The 18,071-nt window shown below is 41.5% G+C and carries 16 protein-coding genes and 3 tRNA genes; 12 read left to right on the top strand and 7 right to left on the bottom strand.

Annotated elements, in window-relative coordinates; genetic code table 11:
* Positions 1 to 95: 95 nt before the first annotated feature.
* From dprA to topA, 3 genes are all read left to right on the top strand, one after another.
* Positions 96 to 968 carry a DNA-protecting protein DprA gene (gene dprA / locus H6779_04920; GenBank protein USN87710.1) on the top strand — a complete coding sequence of 291 codons (873 nt, stop codon included), beginning with the start codon at positions 96 to 98 and terminating at the stop codon, positions 966 to 968.
* A complete protein-coding gene (locus H6779_04915; GenBank protein USN87709.1) occupies positions 965 to 1,270 on the top strand; it encodes a hypothetical protein in 306 nt (101 codons plus the stop codon). The genes dprA and H6779_04915 overlap by 4 nt, the downstream gene beginning before the upstream one ends.
* A gap of 696 nt (positions 1,271 to 1,966) precedes the next feature.
* Positions 1,967 to 4,327, top strand: a complete 2,361-nt coding sequence (gene topA, locus H6779_04910) for a type I DNA topoisomerase (GenBank protein ID USN87708.1) — start codon at positions 1,967 to 1,969, stop codon at positions 4,325 to 4,327.
* 55 nt (positions 4,328 to 4,382) lie between these two features.
* On the opposite strand, the gene H6779_04905 is transcribed toward topA, so the two are convergent.
* From H6779_04905 to H6779_04895, 3 genes are all read right to left on the bottom strand, one after another.
* Positions 4,383 to 5,156 (bottom strand): hypothetical protein, encoded by a 774-nt coding sequence (locus tag H6779_04905; protein USN87707.1) that lies wholly within the window; start codon positions 5,154 to 5,156, stop codon positions 4,383 to 4,385.
* 103 nt (positions 5,157 to 5,259) lie between these two features.
* Entirely contained in the window at positions 5,260 to 6,177 is a 918-nt protein-coding gene (locus H6779_04900) for an IS30 family transposase (protein USN87706.1), read from the bottom strand.
* 70 nt (positions 6,178 to 6,247) lie between these two features.
* Entirely contained in the window at positions 6,248 to 7,063 is an 816-nt protein-coding gene (locus H6779_04895) for a helix-turn-helix domain-containing protein (protein USN87705.1), read from the bottom strand.
* 99 nt (positions 7,064 to 7,162) lie between these two features.
* Here H6779_04895 and H6779_04890 point away from each other — a divergent pair, with 99 nt between their 5' ends.
* The gene (locus H6779_04890; protein USN87704.1) at positions 7,163 to 7,768 is read left to right on the top strand and encodes a hypothetical protein; all 606 of its coding nucleotides are present in this window, start codon (positions 7,163 to 7,165) and stop codon (positions 7,766 to 7,768) included.
* Positions 7,769 to 7,868: 100 nt separating this feature from the next.
* Complete coding sequence (locus H6779_04885; protein ID USN87703.1) at positions 7,869 to 9,416, top strand: bifunctional (p)ppGpp synthetase/guanosine-3',5'-bis(diphosphate) 3'-pyrophosphohydrolase; 1,548 nt, start codon at positions 7,869 to 7,871, stop codon at positions 9,414 to 9,416.
* Here the strand turns inward: H6779_04885 and H6779_04880 are convergent.
* On the bottom strand, positions 9,413 to 10,867 hold the full coding sequence (locus H6779_04880; GenBank protein USN87702.1) for a ParB/RepB/Spo0J family partition protein: 1,455 nt from the start codon (positions 10,865 to 10,867) through the stop codon (positions 9,413 to 9,415). The two genes, H6779_04885 and H6779_04880, sit on opposite strands and share 4 nt — an antisense overlap.
* A 135-nt stretch (positions 10,868 to 11,002) precedes the next feature.
* Between H6779_04880 and H6779_04875 the strand changes: the two genes are divergently transcribed.
* A tRNA-Leu gene (locus tag H6779_04875) sits at positions 11,003 to 11,084 on the top strand.
* 33 nt (positions 11,085 to 11,117) lie between these two features.
* Here H6779_04875 and H6779_04870 read toward each other — a convergent pair.
* The gene (locus H6779_04870) at positions 11,118 to 11,456 is read right to left on the bottom strand and encodes a hypothetical protein (protein USN87701.1); all 339 of its coding nucleotides are present in this window, start codon (positions 11,454 to 11,456) and stop codon (positions 11,118 to 11,120) included.
* 110 nt (positions 11,457 to 11,566) lie between these two features.
* On the opposite strand from H6779_04870, the gene H6779_04865 reads away from it, so the two are divergent.
* From H6779_04865 to H6779_04855, 3 genes are all read left to right on the top strand, one after another.
* A complete protein-coding gene (locus H6779_04865; protein ID USN87700.1) occupies positions 11,567 to 11,875 on the top strand; it encodes a hypothetical protein in 309 nt (102 codons plus the stop codon).
* 93 nt (positions 11,876 to 11,968) lie between these two features.
* Positions 11,969 to 12,874 carry a tRNA (adenosine(37)-N6)-dimethylallyltransferase MiaA gene (gene miaA / locus H6779_04860; protein USN87699.1) on the top strand — a complete coding sequence of 302 codons (906 nt, stop codon included), beginning with the start codon at positions 11,969 to 11,971 and terminating at the stop codon, positions 12,872 to 12,874.
* Between the two features lie 333 nt (positions 12,875 to 13,207).
* Positions 13,208 to 13,278: transfer RNA gene (locus H6779_04855), tRNA-Trp, on the top strand.
* Between the two features lie 569 nt (positions 13,279 to 13,847).
* Here the strand turns inward: H6779_04855 and H6779_04850 are convergent.
* The gene (locus H6779_04850) at positions 13,848 to 14,699 is read right to left on the bottom strand and encodes a hypothetical protein (GenBank protein USN87698.1); all 852 of its coding nucleotides are present in this window, start codon (positions 14,697 to 14,699) and stop codon (positions 13,848 to 13,850) included.
* Between the two features lie 14 nt (positions 14,700 to 14,713).
* On the bottom strand, positions 14,714 to 15,679 hold the full coding sequence (locus H6779_04845; GenBank protein USN87697.1) for a lytic transglycosylase domain-containing protein: 966 nt from the start codon (positions 15,677 to 15,679) through the stop codon (positions 14,714 to 14,716).
* A gap of 281 nt (positions 15,680 to 15,960) precedes the next feature.
* On the opposite strand from H6779_04845, the gene H6779_04840 reads away from it, so the two are divergent.
* The 3 genes from H6779_04840 (at position 15,961) to H6779_04830 (ending at position 18,040) form a co-directional block, all read left to right on the top strand.
* Positions 15,961 to 16,044: transfer RNA gene (locus H6779_04840), tRNA-Tyr, on the top strand.
* Between the two features lie 447 nt (positions 16,045 to 16,491).
* The gene (locus H6779_04835) at positions 16,492 to 16,944 is read left to right on the top strand and encodes a hypothetical protein (GenBank protein ID USN87696.1); all 453 of its coding nucleotides are present in this window, start codon (positions 16,492 to 16,494) and stop codon (positions 16,942 to 16,944) included.
* Between the two features lie 241 nt (positions 16,945 to 17,185).
* Positions 17,186 to 18,040, top strand: a complete 855-nt coding sequence (locus tag H6779_04830; GenBank protein USN87695.1) for a hypothetical protein — start codon at positions 17,186 to 17,188, stop codon at positions 18,038 to 18,040.
* Positions 18,041 to 18,071 lie beyond the last annotated feature (31 nt).

The raw sequence follows: 18,071 nt of genomic DNA, 5'->3' as shown, positions 1-18,071 counted from the left end.
TTTTAAGAATATCTCAAAATTAAACGAACTTATTCTTATCTTACTCTACATCTACCATTTAAAATAATCAACATACAGCGTGCTAAACTTTATTTATGGAAAGTGAGATAAAAGAACTAAATCCCAGTGATTTTAAAGACAAAGGACTTGGGCTTCTTCACGAAATTCCCGACCCGCCCAAGCAGCTTTGGTACCAAGGACAAATGCCACCGAGAGAACTAAAGCTTCTAGCGGTAGTTGGCTCGCGAAAATACACCACCTACGGCAAGCAAGTAGTTGAGCACCTTATTTCTGGACTGGCTGGCTACCCGGTCGGGATTGTGTCCGGCCTCGCGCTCGGCATAGATGGACTAGCGCACGAAGCCGCCCTCAAGAATAATCTGTACACCCTAGCCGTACCTGGTAGTGGACTGGATGAAAAAGTTTTATATCCTGCCAGTCATAAGAGTTTGGCAAGGAGGATTGTGGAGGGCGGCGGCGGTCTGATGTCGGAATTACCACCTACAACCGCCTCCGCCCCGTGGACCTTCCCCCAAAGAAACCGTCTTATGGCCGGTCTAGCACACGCTACGATACTAATAGAAGCCAGAGCCAAGTCCGGCACCCTAATCACCGCCCGTATGGCAGTCGACTACAATCGCGAGCTACTAGCTGTCCCTGGTAGTATCTTTTCCAAAAACTCTCATGGTACCCACCAGTTTCTAAAACTCGGCGCCACCATGGTCACCGACGCTAGCGACATCCTCCTTGCCTTAAATATAGAAGAGAAAAAAGCCGAGCAAAAAGCTAGACCAAAACTTTCAGAACTCGAGGAAAAAGTTATCAAACTCCTCCACGAACCCCTCGACCGCGACACCTTGATCAGACAACTAAATATCCCAGTCGCGGAAGCTGGGATATTGCTGATGAATATGGAAATGCAGGGGTATGTAAAGTGTGAAATGTCTTACTATCATTGTACAATTTGAGATTTATTGGTTGTTTACTTTTTAGAACAATTGTGCTAAAACCCAATCGGATTCTTTTGATAAAAAACAACTACAGGGGTATAACCATGCCAGTACCACCCGTTCACTTAATGGGAAATATGAATGGAACCATTTCACTTGAAGGTTTTTTGGTTACTATTTTCATTATTTTATTTTTAGGTTTTCTTTTTTTATGTGCAAATGCCTTAGATTATGGAAAAAGCGGTCAGTATTACAAAGATATACGTAAAGAGGAAGAAGAAAGAATGAGAAAAAGAATAAAATTAATTAAACTAAAATAATATTTATATCTAACGCTTATATTATCCAAATATTCGGAATATAAGCGTTTTTTTAAACAAGGAACTTCAACAATTTATAATGTTAGATATCCCTCAACACCCTATCAGTTGACTTTATTCCTCATTTTTCTTTATCAGACAACTAAATATCCCAACTGCAGAAGCTGGAATATTGCTGATGAATATGGAAATGCAGGGGTATGTAAAGTATGATTCACCACATTATAAATCTAGTATCTGAGTTGTAGAATCGGTAAAAAATAAAAGCCATGTAGCGAACATGGCTTTCTTTGTGAAATCAAATGAAAATAGTATTAAAATTTATGATGCTTTATCAAGAGCTTTCTGAGCACTTTCTCTAGTCGGAAAGTAACCAGAAAAAATTTCTTCATCGTTAATAATTACGATGTACTCCTTCTCCAAATACCATCACTATGTAAATATTTAGAAACATTTCTATTCACTTTAAAACTATACTCCTCACGAGACACATAATAACAATCTTTTCCTTGGTTTTTTAAATCATTATTGCAACCTATTCTTGCTTCTGCCATTTTAATCACCTCTCTTTGTTAATCTGAAGAGAAGGTAACATAACAAATAAATTATGTCGATATTTATTTATTCTAAACACCCCTCAACACCCTAACAGTTGACTTTATTCCTCATTCCTAGTATTTGTTACAGGACTAATATATGAGTAAACAAACTTTAGTAATCGTTGAGTCTCCAGCCAAGGCGAAGACCATCGAAAAATATTTAGGCAAAGATTATAAGGTTATGTCCTCTATTGGACACGTCCGCGACCTACCAAAAAGCAATACTGACGCCGTCGACATCGAGGGCGGTTTTATACCGCGTTACATTATTTCCCCCGGTAAAGGCAAAGTAATCGATGGATTAAAAGCCGCCGCCGAAAAAGCTGATGCCGTACTACTCGCCTCCGACCCCGACCGTGAAGGAGAGGCGATTGCTTGGCACGTGGCTGAACTAATAAAAAAAGAAAACAAAAACCTCAAGCGAGTGGTTTTCAACGAAATTACCGAAGATGCTGTCAAAGAAGCCATCGCTCATCCACGCAAAATTGACCTCCACCTAAAAGAAGCCCAGGAAGCCCGTCGCGTACTCGACCGCCTAGTAGGCTACGACCTATCTGGCCTTATCTGGAAAAAAGTTCGCTACGGTCTATCGGCTGGTCGCGTACAATCCCCGGCTCTTCGTATCGTGATGGAACGCGAGCGAGAAATTCGCGCCTTTATCCCAGAAGACTACTTCACCCTGACCGCTGACATGAAAGCTGGTAAGACTAACATTCCTTTCCTTTGTTCGGTTGAGCCAAAGGAGCAGAAAGAATCAAAAAGAATCAAAAAAGTCGGTGAAGCTAACAAATGGAAAGTTACCGGTCTTAAAGAGACCGAGGTCAAGCGTACGCCGCGTCCACCTTTCACTACTTCTACTTTGCAACAGGTCGCTTCAACCCGCCTAGGTTTTGCGCCATCTCGCACCATGGGCGCGGCGCAAAAACTCTACGAAGCCGGACATATCACCTACATGCGTACCGACAGTACGACCATCAGCGCCGTTGCAGAAAAACAAATCTTAGCTCTACTAAACAAAGAGTATGGTAAAGACTACGTTCAACCACGAAAATACAAAACAAAGAGCAAATCCGCTCAAGAAGCCCACGAAGCTGTACGCCCGACCAACTTTGCTATTCGTAGTGCCGGTAGCACCGCCGATCAAAAAGCTTTGTACGAATTAATCTGGAAACGTACCGTAGCCTCACAAATGTCTGACGCGATCGCCAAACGCACCAAGATCACCGCTAATATCGATAATGCTAAGGAAACCATTCCTGACTTTGCTGTCACCGGTTCTCGCATTATTTTTGATGGTTGGCTTAAGGTCGACACTACCGCTCGTGGCGAAGATACTGAAGTGCCAAAACTAACCACTGGTGACCCACTTGATCTAAAGAAGATCGACATCGAAGCCAAACAAACCCAACCACCAAACCGCTACACCGAAGCTGGTCTGATCAAAGAACTCGAAAAACGCGGTATCGGCCGACCATCTACTTACGCTTCTATTATGAAGACTATTACCGATCGTGGTTATGTCACCAAAGAAGGTCGTACTCTGATTCCGACCGACACCGGCGACGTGGTTTCTTCATTCCTTGAGCAACATTTTGCTGACTACATCAGCGACACCTTTACCAGTGAAATGGAAACTGAGCTCGACGAAATAGCCGAAGGTGACCGCGAGTACGCCAAGACTCTAAAAGATTTTTATAAACCATTCCAAAAGGCCGTAGCCGATAAAGAAGATATCGAAAAACTAACCAACCTCGGCCCAGGACCAAAAGGTTTTCCTTGTCCGGATTGTGGTGCTGATATGATCATCAAGCTTGGTAAAGCCGGAACTTTCTTGTCTTGTAGTCGCTTTCCTGATTGTAACGGAGCGAGACTGATAGATGGTAGCGAAATGAAACCAGACGAACCAATCGGCAACCACCCAGACACTGGCGAACCGATTTTTGTTATGAACGGAAAGTTCGGCCCTTATGTTCAACTTGGTGAAACTCCGGAAAAAGTAAAAGGTAAAAAACAAGCCAAACCAAAACGCGCTTCCCTACCAGCTGGCGTCAAGCCAGAAGACGTCACTCTAAAAGACGCAGTGATGTATCTAACCCTGCCTCGCGAACTAGGCGCGCACCCTACCACTGGTGAGCCTATCGTAGCCAATACCGGCCAGTACGGTCCATACTTGGCTCACGCTGGTGATTTTCGCTCTCTAAAAGGTGATGACAACCCCTACACCGTCACCTACGAACGCGCGCTCGAAATCTACAAAGAGCCAAAAGGTACCCGTAAAGGTGAAACTTTGATTAAAGAGCTAGGTGTAAATCCAGCGACCAGAAAGCTGGTCAATGTCTTCGAATCAAAATCCGGCCGCTATCTCAAAAAAGGCTTCAAACGCATCAGTATCCCTGACGAAATCAAAACCGAAGATTTGACTTTAGAAGTGGCGGTGGAGTTATTGAAACAGGGGTGATAATAAAACAACCCGCAAAACAATTCTGTTCTGCGGGTGCTGATTCAAATCAATCTTAGGACTTAATCAACTTCATTAAACCTAAGGATTTGAAGTAATCTAAAAACTCCCCATTAAAAAGAAACTTCGCATGAAAACTTCTAGCAAGCTTTTTTTTCAGGTCACCATCTTGTATCAGAGAAATTAAAGCAGCTGCATCTAAACCAAGATTATAATTCATAGAATTATCAATCATGATACAAATTAAAGATTGTGTACGGTCCACTTTAATAAAGTGATCTTCTATACCCCATAAAAATAGAATACTTTCTGCTGCAGTACTATACAAATAGCTAGAGCCGGACCGTATACACAACTCAAGTAATTCATAAATTTTATCGAAGTGATTAGCACGAACAAATAGTTCAGCGACCTTAAAACCTATATAATAATCCTTCTTTTCTTTGGAAAGAGTAAAAATATAGGAAAGTTTTGCCAAATCGTATTCTTGCAACACATAACTTGTATCAAAGTCTTCGTCAGGTAAGCCGTCGCCATCAAGTATACATAACCAAATAACAGGTAATACTTTTTCCAGCCAGCGTTCATCATCAGACTCACAGCTAAACTCAGGATCAAACTCATAATCAGGACCAAACTCAGCCTCAGGATCAAACCCAAGCTCAAACTCAGGTCCACCACAAATCCCATCTTCATTTTGATCCATAACAGTGTTAAGTAAAGATTTCGCACAAAAAATTGAATAATATTTTTCAATGCGAGCACGATTTGCTTTATTCCATTTTTGAGGATGACCAACTTTTGTTATCAGTTTTTCTGACTCAATCATATGTTATTCTCCAAAAAGTTTTAGAAAAATCTATAAAAGACCAGTAGATTCATTACTTTTATACCACATAAACGTTGTTTACGCAAGATTTAATAGTAAATAATCACCTGAGATGCACACCTTCTTTTTCTAAGAATTCCCGTGGTGTTAAATAGTTGAGACGTTTGCGCGGTCGGTTGTTTAGTCTTCGAACGGCACGCTGCACGTCGCTGTTAGTTATCGTAGCAAACGATGTGCCTTTCGGGAAATACTGCCGCAAGAGTCCATTGCAGTTCTCATTTGCACCACGTTGATGTGGTGCTCCTGGGTCGGCGAAATACACTTTGGTATTGCAGTCTCGCTCAATCATCTGATGCAAGGCAAACTCGGTTCCATTATCATAAGTGATTGAGTTGCACGGCATATGTCTAAACTGTTTTCTAGCTTGCGCATGTATCGCGTCGGCACCACCTGAAGTCTTTGCGGCAATCAAATAGCCACTGACTTTGTCCACGTACGTCACAATACGTAGCTTCCGTTCACTCCCGAGCACGGTATCACCCTCCCAATGACCGATACTCTGTATCGGTGGTCGCTCATGAATTGAACGTTTATTGGCTTGATACCTGCTTGGTATGCGTTTGGTACCGTACTTTCGCCTGCGTCTGCCACCGCGTCTCAGGTACTGCTTGAGGTGTGGCTGTCTTTCTAAATACCGATAGATTGAACTCACTGATGAAACACCGCAACGCACCACTATTTGGTCTGGCGACCAATCTTGTTTGAGTCCATCGATGATGTGCTGCTCTAGCACCACATTAGTGTCTATGGTGCGATACATTGTCCGAGCGTTTGCTCGTCTCAATCTCGCACAGCGCTGTGCGTGATGGACTCTATAGCTTCCGCTGCTATTCCTTCTCACTTCGCGACTAATAGTGCTTGGGTGTACTTCAAGTACCCTAGCTATAGCACTGTATGAATATTCTTTTCTTAAAAGAGCGGCTATACAAGCACGGTCTGATTGATTAAGATGCTGATGCATATTCCCGTGTTATTGAATTGGTTTCTAACAAAACTATTCAAGCACGGGTTTGTGCGTTTCAGGTGGGGATTCAAGAATTCAACGACCTCACAAACCTCTCCACATCACCCCGCTTCATTTTTACCGCTCTAGACTGTTTCCAAACAATATCAAATTGCGACCGCAAGGTCTTAGCCAACTCAGCGCTTTCGATAATAAAACCAAAACTCTCCTGTCTGGAGGATAAAAAAGCAATCTTCTTGCCATAAATCCAGTAACCCATGGAAAAATCAATGTTACCGGGAGCGATTCTTATCTCGCGGTTAAAATCTTCGCCCGATCCTAGATAAGGATGGGTTTTAAAATTGACCACTTGGTTTTCCGGCCAAATCGCTCGTACTGAAATATTTCGCTTTATTCGCTCTCGATTGTGTAAGTCAAAAAAGCGTGGCGACAGAGTCTCAATCATAGTTTGAATCGGCCACAAGGCTTCAGTCTCGATATTTCGATACAAAAGCATATCCTTGAGCACTCTTTCCAAACTTTCTTTAGTATCAAAAATTTCTAACTTTGGTGACACATAATAATCACTTAATAGTGAGCGGATATCAGGTAAAGCTTTTTTAAATTCACTTTCAGACAATTCTAAATCTTTTTTCTTTTCTTCAAATAGATTAATTATCTTATCAGGATGAATCGGTTTGAAGATCTTTTTATTATCTTTTCTTGATTCTGTTACCAAACCTTTGGTGATCAATCTGTCTAAAACGGTGTAGACCGACGGCCGTGGTAAGCCAGTCTGCTTGGCCAACTCCCCCGCTGTCACCGACCCTGATGAAAGCATACTTATATAAAGCTTATTTTCTTCTGGACTGATACCTAGATTTTGTAATAGATTATTTTCCATGTTGTCGTAACAATACAACACTATTTTATTTTAAACAAGCAAAGAGTAGTATAGTAACGGTTATTTTTTGTTCCATATCTTAAACAAAGAGGTCTAATCATGAACTGTAAAGAAATGATTGTTTTACCCGGCGGTAACTTAGTAATACTAAGAAATCCATCGCAAACTATTCCTGACGGTTTTAGACTTGCCACACACAGTGAATTACTTTCTGCCAACCTAGGCTATCCTTTCCCTTGGGGTAACTTACCCAACGACAATCATGCTTTCAAACTTTGGCAAAATCATAAAGTAGGAATGGGTGGACTTGTTCATCATCAGTGGTTTGTAACTTCTGATGGTAGATTTGGTGGTGCTGATAATGTCCCAAAATCTCTACCCGGCTCACTCCGCTGTTCTATGTATTTAGACGGCGGCGCAGGATCGGGAGAAGAAAACGAAGGGTATGCCTTAGTCAAGGAAACTGACAAAGTAACCCAAAATATGTATCGCGGAGTCCAGCTACACGCTCTAGAGCATGTAGTGGCTGATGGTGGACATATAATCGTCTCCCCTGTCGATGAAGAAGGTGTAGTGTATGTAGGTTTTGTCGGACGTTGCATGAGATGTCCAAACCCGGAAATGATTTCGTTTAGACAACTGCAAAAAGCTGTTCCTGATTATTATTTTGAATTATTTCCAGAATGGGAAAATTGGTCGCTTTGATTTGATTTCAACCAGTTGTATATTGAGCCGCGAATGAAATTCGCGGCTCATATTTACTACAAAACTTGCCATATCTCTCACTCCCCCATACAATTAACCCATGACCGCAAAAGACATAGTAGCTCGCATGCAAAATCCTTCTGAGGAGGATATTAAATTGGTAGAAGATGCTTTTGCCTATGCAGAAAAAGTTCACGCTGAGCAAAAAAGATACTCGGGAGAACCATATATGAACCATTTGGCAGAAGTAGGTATGATTTTGGCTAACATGGACATGGGAGCTCGCACCATTGCCGCCGGACTACTACACGATACAGTAGAAGACACCAATACTACTCCGGAAGATATTAGTAATCTATTTGGCGATGAAATACTTTTTTTGGTAGACGGTGTCACCAAACTTGGTTCAGTCCGCTATTACGGAGCAAACCGCCACAACGAGAGTTTACGAAAACTATTTGTAGCTACCAGCCAAGACATCAGGGTATTAATCATAAAGTTGGCGGACCGACTCCACAATATGCAAACCCTTAAATATGTACCAGCCGAAAAACAAACCAGGATCGCTCGTGAGACACTCGAGATCTATGTTCCAGTTGCTCACCGCCTTGGTATGGGTAAGATTCGCAAGGAGCTAGAGGACTTGGCCTTTGCTTATGTATACCCAGATGAATACACTAAAGTTCAAGAACTCTTAGTATCAAAGACCGGTAAATCAAACGAACTTCTAGAAAAAGAAAGGAAAGTTTTGCAGAAGAAGTTGGCGGACGCTAAGCTTCTAGATTTTAGTACCTCATACCGGGTCAAAGGCTTATACAGTCTTTATCATAAACTAAAGCGTAAAGACTGGGATATAAACGGTGTTTATGATCTTCTAGCTATGCGAGTTATCGTACCGACAGTTGAAGATTGTTATCGAGCACTGGGTATTATTCACGAGTTGTGGCGTCCTTTACCAGGCCGAATGAAGGATTATATTGCTTTTCCAAAACCAAACGGCTATCAATCCATCCACACTACCGTTACCTCCCAAAATGGTTTGATTATGGAAATCCAGATCCGAACTCGCAAAATGCACCACGAAGCAGAGTTTGGCGTGGCTTCACATATAACCTATAAAGAACCAACCTTAACTGGTGAAAAAGCCTCTACTTCGTCAATCTTTATGAGTCTTATACCAAGTCTGTTTAGACCATTTTCTAAGAGCCAGGATGCTATAGACCATTACCAAATCAGAAGCACTCCTCATAGAGACAAAATACCACTATGGATATCACAAATCGGTCAAACTTATGATAAAGAAAAATCAACTACCGCTGACTTTATTGAAGACATTAAGAGGGACTTTTTTTCGAACCGGATTTTTGTCTTTACTCCAAACGGCGACGTAGTTGATTTACCGGTCGGTGCTACCCCGATAGATTTTGCCTATGCCATTCACTCGGAAATTGGTGAACGAACCTTTGCAGCCAAAGTCAACAAAAAACTAATTCCTCTGGATTCTGAACTAAAAAACGGCGATATTGTAGAGATTGAGACTAGAAAATCCGCGAAACCAACTGAAAAATGGCTAATCTCAGCTCGCACCTCGCTAGCTAGACGACGTATTAGAACAGCTTTGGATGAGGAAGAAAAATTAAGACACTAAACTGTGAAGTTTCGAATTGAATATAAATCACTATCGTCAGTATTCTTTACTGGCGGTTTTGTTGGATTACTGGATACGTTCTGATCTGACTGAAAAGACGAAACAGAAGATTCTACCGTCGGTTTGATGTATTCAGATTCGTTATGATTTACCTCTACTCCAACCGCTTCAGAAGCTGACTTAACAGGAGCATAAGCCGGACTCGGTTGCTGTACATCGGTTTGAGTCGGTGATAACACCGGCGATTCTGGTGACTGAGGCATTGGATTGCCGTAATCAGCCCTAGGATAATGATCGCCCGATACCTTAGGTGCAGAAGTTGGTGTGTCAGTGTCAGACACAGAGACAGGCTCTGGCTGCACATCGGTCACATCCGGTTTTTCATCGTCAGATAGATTTGAAGTATTACTACTTTCTTGAGTGTGACTTTGGTCTCTGTGAACATAAACACTATTACGAGTTTCATCGTCATGTATATGTAAACCAATCTCATCGAATTCTTGATGCATTAACTCTTCCTCATCAACCTTAGATGACACGGTTTCATCTTCTTTTATCGTGGTGAGTGGCGTGTGTGTTTCCAACTTTGAAATATCCCCACTCGCCCCAAGTTGCATTTTTATATGATCATCTTTCATGCGTTTCAAAATCATCTCCAAGTCATCAACCGAAAAATAATCGATAGTTAGCTGTCCACCGTACTCAGTTTTTTGAATATGCACCCTGGTTCCCAAGGTCTCCATAAACTCTTTCTCCATCTCAATGAGTTCAGTATCAAATTCACCTGGGGCTTTTTTTCTCACTTTATCAGTGGCAATTTTACGAACAATCTTCTCTAGCTCGCGAACTGACAGTTTCTTGAGTAGAATCTCTCGAAACACCACATCTTGCTCTTCCGGCTTATCATTAAGCATCAAGAGGGTTCTGGCGTGCCCTTCTGTGAGTTCCCCTTTACGAAGAGCGCTCAGCATATAGTCAGGCAAGCCAAGAAGACGAATGGAGTTCGAGACATATTCACGACTACGACCAACCTTCTTGGCCACCTGCGAATGAGAGAGTCCAAAAGTATCAGCGAGCTGCTTGAAGGCAATAGCCCTATCAACAGAATTAAGATCTTCACGCTGCAAGTTTTCGATAATAGCTAGTTCTAGTTTTTCTTGATCGTTGTTTTCACCATCACGAATAATAACCGGCACTTGAGTCAGTCCAGCCAATTTACTCGCTCGCAAACGTCGCTCTCCTGCTACCAACTCATATTCAGTATAAAAAGTTCCGTCTCCACGCTGAACCTCGTTTCTAGTAACTGTAAGTGGTTGCAAAATCCCGTACATTCGGACTGATTCAGCTAACTCCTGCAATTTTTGTTCATCAAACTCGCGCCGTGGTTGATACGGATTTGGAACTATTTTTTCTACTTCTACCCAAAAAATTGAATCTCCCTGAAATGCCATACAATACTAAAAACCGTAATTAATTACCTCCGAACTTGCGTTCGCTATTATTTGACTATTGTACCATACAGTAATAAGTGCCACTGTTTATAACTTTTATTTTTCAGCAAATCTGGTACACTCTGAGATACAGATGGGCGTGTGGCGGAATTGGTATACGCGCACGACTCAAAATCGTGTTCCGCAAGGATTGAGGGTTCGACTCCCTCCACGCCCACTATAAAAAACCGCTCATTATGAGCGGTTTCTTCTAACCTCTTATCCAACCAGCTAAAGTAATGGAGACCATAGTTTGTATCCAAAAAATCAAACTCAATCTAAGTCGCCAATCACCATTGAAGCATAGACCTATAAAAACAGAGATATTAGATACAATCATTAACGGCCAGGTTATATCCTGAAATTCAGCTATATTTTCAGTAGTCCAAGCAGTCCACTGTACTGGTAAAAAAATAACTGGACCAAGTAGAGGTAAACTCATAAACCACTGACCGACACGAGTATTTACAAAGTCTGACAATTTTTCTCTTACTTTTTCTGCAAATAAATCAACTAGATCTGGTATTTTTCTAAGCACTTTATCCTCCAAACAAAACAGTGCCTATTATGTCATGAAGCTTATAAAATTTAATATTGACAATTGGCCTTTTATATGATTTGCTTAAGCAGTAAGTTCAACATTTAGAGGAGATTTCAATAATGCAAAAACTTGGTCTTGGTCTTTTGTTAATTTTAGCACTTTTTTTAATATCCGCTTGTAGCGCAACTGGCAGATATACTACCGACTGCCAACACAACGAGCAGACACTCGAACAACTAAAAAGTGACCTCAAAAAAACGGAAGGATGGATTTCCTACTACGAAGACGTTCTTTCAATGCCAGAAGAAGAGCAGAAAAAAGCTCTCTTCTGGCCACACCATAGTAAGTACTTAAAACAAGAAAAAGAAAGTAGGCGTACTCTACTAGAAAATATTAGTGTCGTCGAAAAACAGCAGCGACACTGTTAAACATAAGACCTGTCACCAATTATTAATTCCCAGCTTAGTCTGGGAATTTTATTATCACCAAAATAAATAGAAAAATATGCTACACTCCCCTGTATGACCAAACCAAAAGTCCTAGCCATTGTTGGACCAACCGCTTCGGGCAAGTCTGATTTAGCAGTGGAACTTGCACTTCGCCTTGGTGGCGAGGTTATTTCTACTGACTCTAGACAAGTGTACCGAGGTCTGGATATTGGCTCTGGTAAAATAACCACCCCAGAGATGAGAGACGTGCCTCACTACCTACTGGATATAGCGAACCTAGCTAAAGAAACATATACCGGCGCCGATTTTTCACGTGACGCGAAAGCGGCTATTGAAAACATTTTGAAGCGAGATAAATTACCTATCGTGACTGGTGGTACTTTTTTTTGGCTGGAGCTTTTACGCGGCCGCAAAGCGGCCGCGCCGGTACCGCCAAACCCTATTTTAAGGGCTGAGTTGGAAAAGCTTTCTAACGAAGAACTTTTTACAAAATTACTGGAAAAGGATGAGGTTAGAGCCAAGACTATAGACGAACACAATCGTCGACGACTAATTCGCTCTTTGGAGATAATTGAGTCTCTGGGTAAAGTTCCTAGTGCGGACAAAGGCGTATCCACCCCTTATGACTGGGTAATCCTAGGAATTGATATCGACAAAGCAGATCTGGAAAAAAGAATAAAAACCAGACTGGAAAACCGGCTGAAGAAAGGCATGGTGGACGAAGTAGAAAACTTACTCGAGCAAGGTATCTCTTCAGACAAACTAATAAGTTTTGGCCTAGAATATAGATATATTACAGAGTACTTACAAAATAAGATTACTTACACAGAAATGCAGGAGCTAATCATAATCAAATCAAGACAATTCGCCAAACGTCAATATACCTGGCTAAAAGCTGATTCAGACATAATTTGGAAAAAATTCCCAGTTGATGTTGATAAACTTGAAGAGGAAGTTAAAACTCTTCTAGACAACTAGAAAGAAATATCCAAGGGTTACCCTTTTCCGTCGCAAGCTCCTCCTCAAGGGTAACCCTTGGTTATTTCTTGACCAATCACCGGCTTTCGCCTACTATTACTGTCACTTGTTGTTTAATACAGCAAGATAAATGAGTGTTGCACTCAGCTTAGATGTCTTACAGACACATAAGAGAGATTTGTGAGTATAGTGCTATATTAAATTAAACAGATTAAGTATTTCACTCAACAAATTTTATCCCGGACACATAATAGAGGTATGCAAGTAGAGTGATAATGAGGTATGACAAACCAAGTTTTTCACTCAACTTAGAATGTCTCCCAGACATTTTAAGGGCCTATAGTTTAGTGGTAGAATGCTGGTCTCCAAAACCAGCGGCCGAGGTTCGAGTCCTCGTGGGCCCGCGAGCAACAAAAGTAACCCGAATAGGGTTACTTTTGTTTTGCGAGCGAGGATCCACGAGGACCCGAAAGGCGAAGTCGGGGCCCTTTGGGCCGACAAGCCAGGGTCGAACGAATGAGCTATTTGTGAGTTATATAGACGAAACAAATAGCCATGAGAGTGACCGAGTCCTCGTGGGCCCGCGCGAGTAAAGAAAAAGTACAATGCAACAGCATTGTACTTTTTCTTTAGAAAGTGACCTGCGTCACTTTCGTGCTCGAGCGGGAGGCGGAAGCATGTTTTTATTTCCCTTTCCAGAAATAAAAACAGCTGAGCCGGGGTCGCGAGTACTTATTATTTTATGAGTGTAACGAAATAAAATAATTAGTAACTCGTGACCGCCGAGTACTCTTCATCACTTTTATGCTGGAGCGTGAGCCGGAAGCATGTCGCACCGAGCGAAGCAGATACGACAGCTGGTAAAACAGCGTTTAGACACTGCTTTACGAATCAAAGATACTTAGTAAATTGCGAATATTTGGAGCAAGCTTAGTGACCTGTGACCGCAACGTTAAACAAATTACGTGAACCACTACAAACTAATATGTGTATGGCTATTCTCGTAATTTAACGTACCACCACACACCTTTTGTCGCTCTCTGATCAAACCAAAGAGAGTTGACTCAGAAACTCCTCTGGCGTTAAAGTCGACTGCTCGTGCTCCCTGTCCACTACCACGACCATAGTGCATAGAATTATTGCTGTGACTACAAGGGCCACAAACCGGATTACCGTTGGTTAAGCTACAACGTTCATGTGTTCTATCAACAGTGAAAATTTGGTTTGTATCCAACACCTTCTCAATATTCTGATCAGCCCTGTAACAATTAATCATTTTCCTAAGCCCTGGGGCTTCTACACCAACCGGTGAACCTTTGTACTTAGCCATCAAAGCTGCATCGTCTGTACATTCGGCAGTAATATTTGGATCCGGCGGCGTACCTCCAGCGTAGCCCAATTCTCCGTGTTCGATTGGAACAGTCTGCTGCTGACACTGCACATCAGTCCATGGGCCGTAGCCACTTATTTCACCGTCGGTAAGCAAGCCTTTCATAATGGTATCAATCAAGAGCCAAGCCGCCATAACGATTATGATACCGATAACCGCGTTCTGGAATTTCTTTTTGGCTTCATCTAGAGCTGTTTGATTGCCTCCAGCCGTAATTAAGCCGAACCCAGCCACCAGCATTATAACCGCAAAGATAAGGAAGATTATCCCAAACAACCAAAGGATTATTAGATTAATCATGTCAACCAGATTACATAAACTACAATCAACGCCGTCGCAAGGGACAAAGGCCGCCTGCACAGGTTCTACAGAACTAATCCACCCAACCAAAATCAAGGCAATTAAACTTGAGCTGATTATGTTTTTTTTAGACATAGATAATTTATTAATTACTTTAGGTTTACGGCGTTGTTAATATTTGTCACATAATTTCTGGTCTCTTTATAACCTTCATTTACCTTACAGTCTGTGTTATTAGTACCATAACAACCCGGACTGTCCCAGACACATTCCCACCGATTTAGACCAGGACAGTCTCTGCTTGGCTGGTTAGCCATATACCCTCCATTATAAGCCGCCAAAGCAGAGTCATAATTACCACCATACAACCCAAGTAACCGATTAAAATTAGCCGCACTCAGATTTAGGTTATAAGCATTATCATTTATTAATTTATTTTTTATTTGCTCATCGCTCATACCACGCAATGACGGGTCCAGCTGACGTGCAGTATCAACCGTTACCTGTCCACAACCATAAGCCACCGTCCCCACCTTATTCGTGCAGTTAGATGATTCCTGAGCAATTATAGCTTGGAAATAGGAAAGTTTTTTAGGATCGGTTAAGTCATTATTGTTAGCTGCTTGTGTGATCATAGAAGCTACCGGTCCGGTAATTGGAATATTTTTGATCTCATTACTGGTCATAATATGATCATTATAACCAGAAGCAGATAACCTAGCCTCTTGTGCCACCGGCTGTTCTATACACTGAATTTTGTTCCAAAAACCATAAGTTGCGTTATCCACCATTAGCTTCATAGCAAAATCAACAATCATAGCCGCCGCCAAGAATATGATATACCCAACGATAGCGGTAGAGATAAATCTTTTGGCGCGGGTTTTTGAGTCAACCTCACCAGTTGAAGTTACTAAATGTAGACCCATTACCACGATTACTAGAATAAGAATTGAAGTCAGGGCAGCTGTGAGCCAGATTGTCACATTATTTACGAGCTGCGAGACGTGACAAAATTGACAAGGCTCCTCACCAACACCGCCACAAGGCACCAGTCCAGCCGCGCTAGATATACTTGGTAACGAAATCAACACTACAACCAAAAGAATTCTCCACATGTTATTTTATATGGTACCATTAGCCAGCCCTTTTAAAAACGCACAGGTTGTGGTAATTTATAGCCTACGTGTCTCTAAGAATACTTACGGTACACAAATACATATGCGTCGGTGGCAGACCAGATGAAAAGTGAACAGTTTCACTTTTCATCTGGTCTGCGAGCGAATGCGAGCAGATTGGTCGATGTGAGTCATTGCGAAGCTTTGACGAGCAAGACCAAAGGAGGAAATAAGGTCGAACGCATAGTAGAAACTAAGCGTTCTTACAAAATTATAAATATGCGTCGGTGGCAGAGTGGTCAATTGCATCAGACTGTAAATCTGACGGGCTTCGCCCTACGGGGGTTCAAATCCCTCCCGGCGCACAAAATGACCAGCCAAAAAGTAGTTACTTTTTGGCTGTTGTCGTTTGTAGCGCCGGGAGGGATTTGAACCGAGTCGCTGCGAAGCCAATTTTGAGGTACGAAAAATTGTAGCGACGAGTGGAGGTCAATGGAGTGTGATATTTTGGAGCTTGCGAGCAAAATATCCACGAGAGTGACCAAATCCTTGTTTGAAGTGTTTTCTAATGTATGCGTCGAAGTGATGTGACTTTGTCACGAACGAGGCGATAAAATAATGTTTGGACATTATTTTATCGCGGCACTGTGTATTTTGTGAATACTTGGAACAAAATACATTGGTGACTGTCAGGATCAATCCTTCCCCCATGCGCATTCCAATACATTAAATTGGTGGATTGTGGATTATTTGTTTATTTATAGCTATTATAGAATAACTATAAATAAGAACATTGGTTTAGCATTGCTTTCATGTCACACGAACATAAAATTTTGGTTAAATATCTTTCTATTGCATTATTGCTAGTAGTAATTGCATATCTTAGTGGAACGCAAGTAATAAATTCAGCAGTCAGTATATTTGATCTGTATTTAATTTTATCTTTGCTTATCACAGGTATTAGAAGAGATTTACAAAACAAACGATACTATTATTTTTTATCTGTATATTTATTACTACTCGTAGTTCTAATAAAGCTTGGCGTAATTAGTTTATTAGGTGACTATACAGCAGGATTACTAATTGCACCACATTTGTGGTTTTTAGCTAAACATAGACAAACTGTATCTCCCCAGATTGCACGCAGCTTGTATTTTGTTATATCTCCTATAATGATACTCCTTCTTCTTAAACTATTATCGTCTATTGGAATATTCAGTATATATGCTATTTCTCCCCTAAATATAATAGTCAGACTTATATAATAGTGTTTTAGGTTACACATAGGTAACTTTATTTAAGCAGGTTATTATAGATAACTAAACTATAATAAATTGCATGAACCAGAAATAGATATGCTACTAAAAACTTGTTTTATACAAGATGCTTGGGATAAATAGACTGTAAAGCAAACTGAAAACCTCCCAACACGCCCTTGACAGGTTTTTTTACGCATACCCAACACCCCATATACCATACCATATATCTCTATGATAAACTTTTTATATGAATACAAATCAAACCAAAGAAGAGTCAACCTCTACACCAGAAGAGGTTGTTGGGGTAGAAAATAACCCAGATCAAGATGAGCCGATTCCGGCTCCACCACCACCCACACCACCCGCTGCACCTTTGGCCCCAGAGAAAAAAAGAGCTGTTATTGTAATGATGATTGCAGCGGTACTTTTTATTGTCATTATCGCTTCTGCATCTGTTTATATTTTACTTAAGCGGGACTCACCAGAACCTGCCACACCTATACAACCAACTACCTCCTACAGTGAAAACAAACCAGAACCAAGCCCGACACCAAATCAAGCCACAACACCAGAACCTACACCGACGATTACTGAGACCGACGATTCTCTTGATACCACGACACCCATACAACCTACCAATCCTCCTGCTGCTACTCCTCAAGAAATCGGAAGTAATCAACCGCCACCAGTAACCATAGACCCGTCATACAACCCGCCGCCAATGAAGGTAAACTTGTACCCTGATTACCAAGAATCAAACACTCCAAACAAGCAATCCTTAATTTATCCTTTGGGTGGTGAAATATTTTGTTATGGTGATGTTGTAGAAGTTAAGTGGCATCCTGAATACCTTGAAGGCAGCACTGTAGACATTCTCCTTAACACCCCAAGCACCGTTTTGAGACTAGATACTGTACGTACCACCGAAGGTGTATATTATTGGTATATAAGTAAGGACCACGTAACCTCCACCGAACAAAAAGGTTCAGCCCCAATAGAACCAGGAGACCAATATAGCATCAACCTTCAGTCAAATAGCACGAGGCGCGGTGTAGACATGAGTGACTTATTTACCATCGCCTCTGTTTGTACCAAGTCATAGTCACCCATAATAAAAGGCGTTTCCCTACGGG

Source organism: Candidatus Nomurabacteria bacterium (assembly GCA_023898525.1).
Taxonomy (GTDB): domain Bacteria; phylum Patescibacteriota; class Minisyncoccia; order Phycocordibacterales; family UBA918; genus OLB19.
This window is presented reverse-complemented; position numbering and strand designations above follow the sequence as displayed.

What these genes read in the sequence shown, in the direction of transcription:
- H6779_04895 (USN87705.1), bottom strand. Translation starts at nt 7,063, where the DNA reads ATGGAAAATAATCTATTACAAAATCTAGGTATCAGTCCAGAAGAAAAT.
- H6779_04890 (USN87704.1), top strand. Translation starts at nt 7,163, where the DNA reads ATGAACTGTAAAGAAATGATTGTTTTACCCGGCGGTAACTTAGTAATA.
- H6779_04845 (USN87697.1), bottom strand. Translation starts at nt 15,679, where the DNA reads ATGTGGAGAATTCTTTTGGTTGTAGTGTTGATTTCGTTACCAAGTATA.
- H6779_04865 (USN87700.1), top strand. Translation starts at nt 11,567, where the DNA reads ATGCAAAAACTTGGTCTTGGTCTTTTGTTAATTTTAGCACTTTTTTTA.
- H6779_04850 (USN87698.1), bottom strand. Translation starts at nt 14,699, where the DNA reads ATGTCTAAAAAAAACATAATCAGCTCAAGTTTAATTGCCTTGATTTTG.
- H6779_04905 (USN87707.1), bottom strand. Translation starts at nt 5,156, where the DNA reads ATGATTGAGTCAGAAAAACTGATAACAAAAGTTGGTCATCCTCAAAAA.
- H6779_04880 (USN87702.1), bottom strand. Translation starts at nt 10,867, where the DNA reads ATGGCATTTCAGGGAGATTCAATTTTTTGGGTAGAAGTAGAAAAAATA.
- miaA (USN87699.1), top strand. Translation starts at nt 11,969, where the DNA reads ATGACCAAACCAAAAGTCCTAGCCATTGTTGGACCAACCGCTTCGGGC.
- H6779_04835 (USN87696.1), top strand. Translation starts at nt 16,492, where the DNA reads ATGTCACACGAACATAAAATTTTGGTTAAATATCTTTCTATTGCATTA.
- H6779_04830 (USN87695.1), top strand. Translation starts at nt 17,186, where the DNA reads ATGAATACAAATCAAACCAAAGAAGAGTCAACCTCTACACCAGAAGAG.
- topA (USN87708.1), top strand. Translation starts at nt 1,967, where the DNA reads ATGAGTAAACAAACTTTAGTAATCGTTGAGTCTCCAGCCAAGGCGAAG.
- H6779_04900 (USN87706.1), bottom strand. Translation starts at nt 6,177, where the DNA reads ATGCATCAGCATCTTAATCAATCAGACCGTGCTTGTATAGCCGCTCTT.
- H6779_04885 (USN87703.1), top strand. Translation starts at nt 7,869, where the DNA reads ATGACCGCAAAAGACATAGTAGCTCGCATGCAAAATCCTTCTGAGGAG.
- dprA (USN87710.1), top strand. Translation starts at nt 96, where the DNA reads ATGGAAAGTGAGATAAAAGAACTAAATCCCAGTGATTTTAAAGACAAA.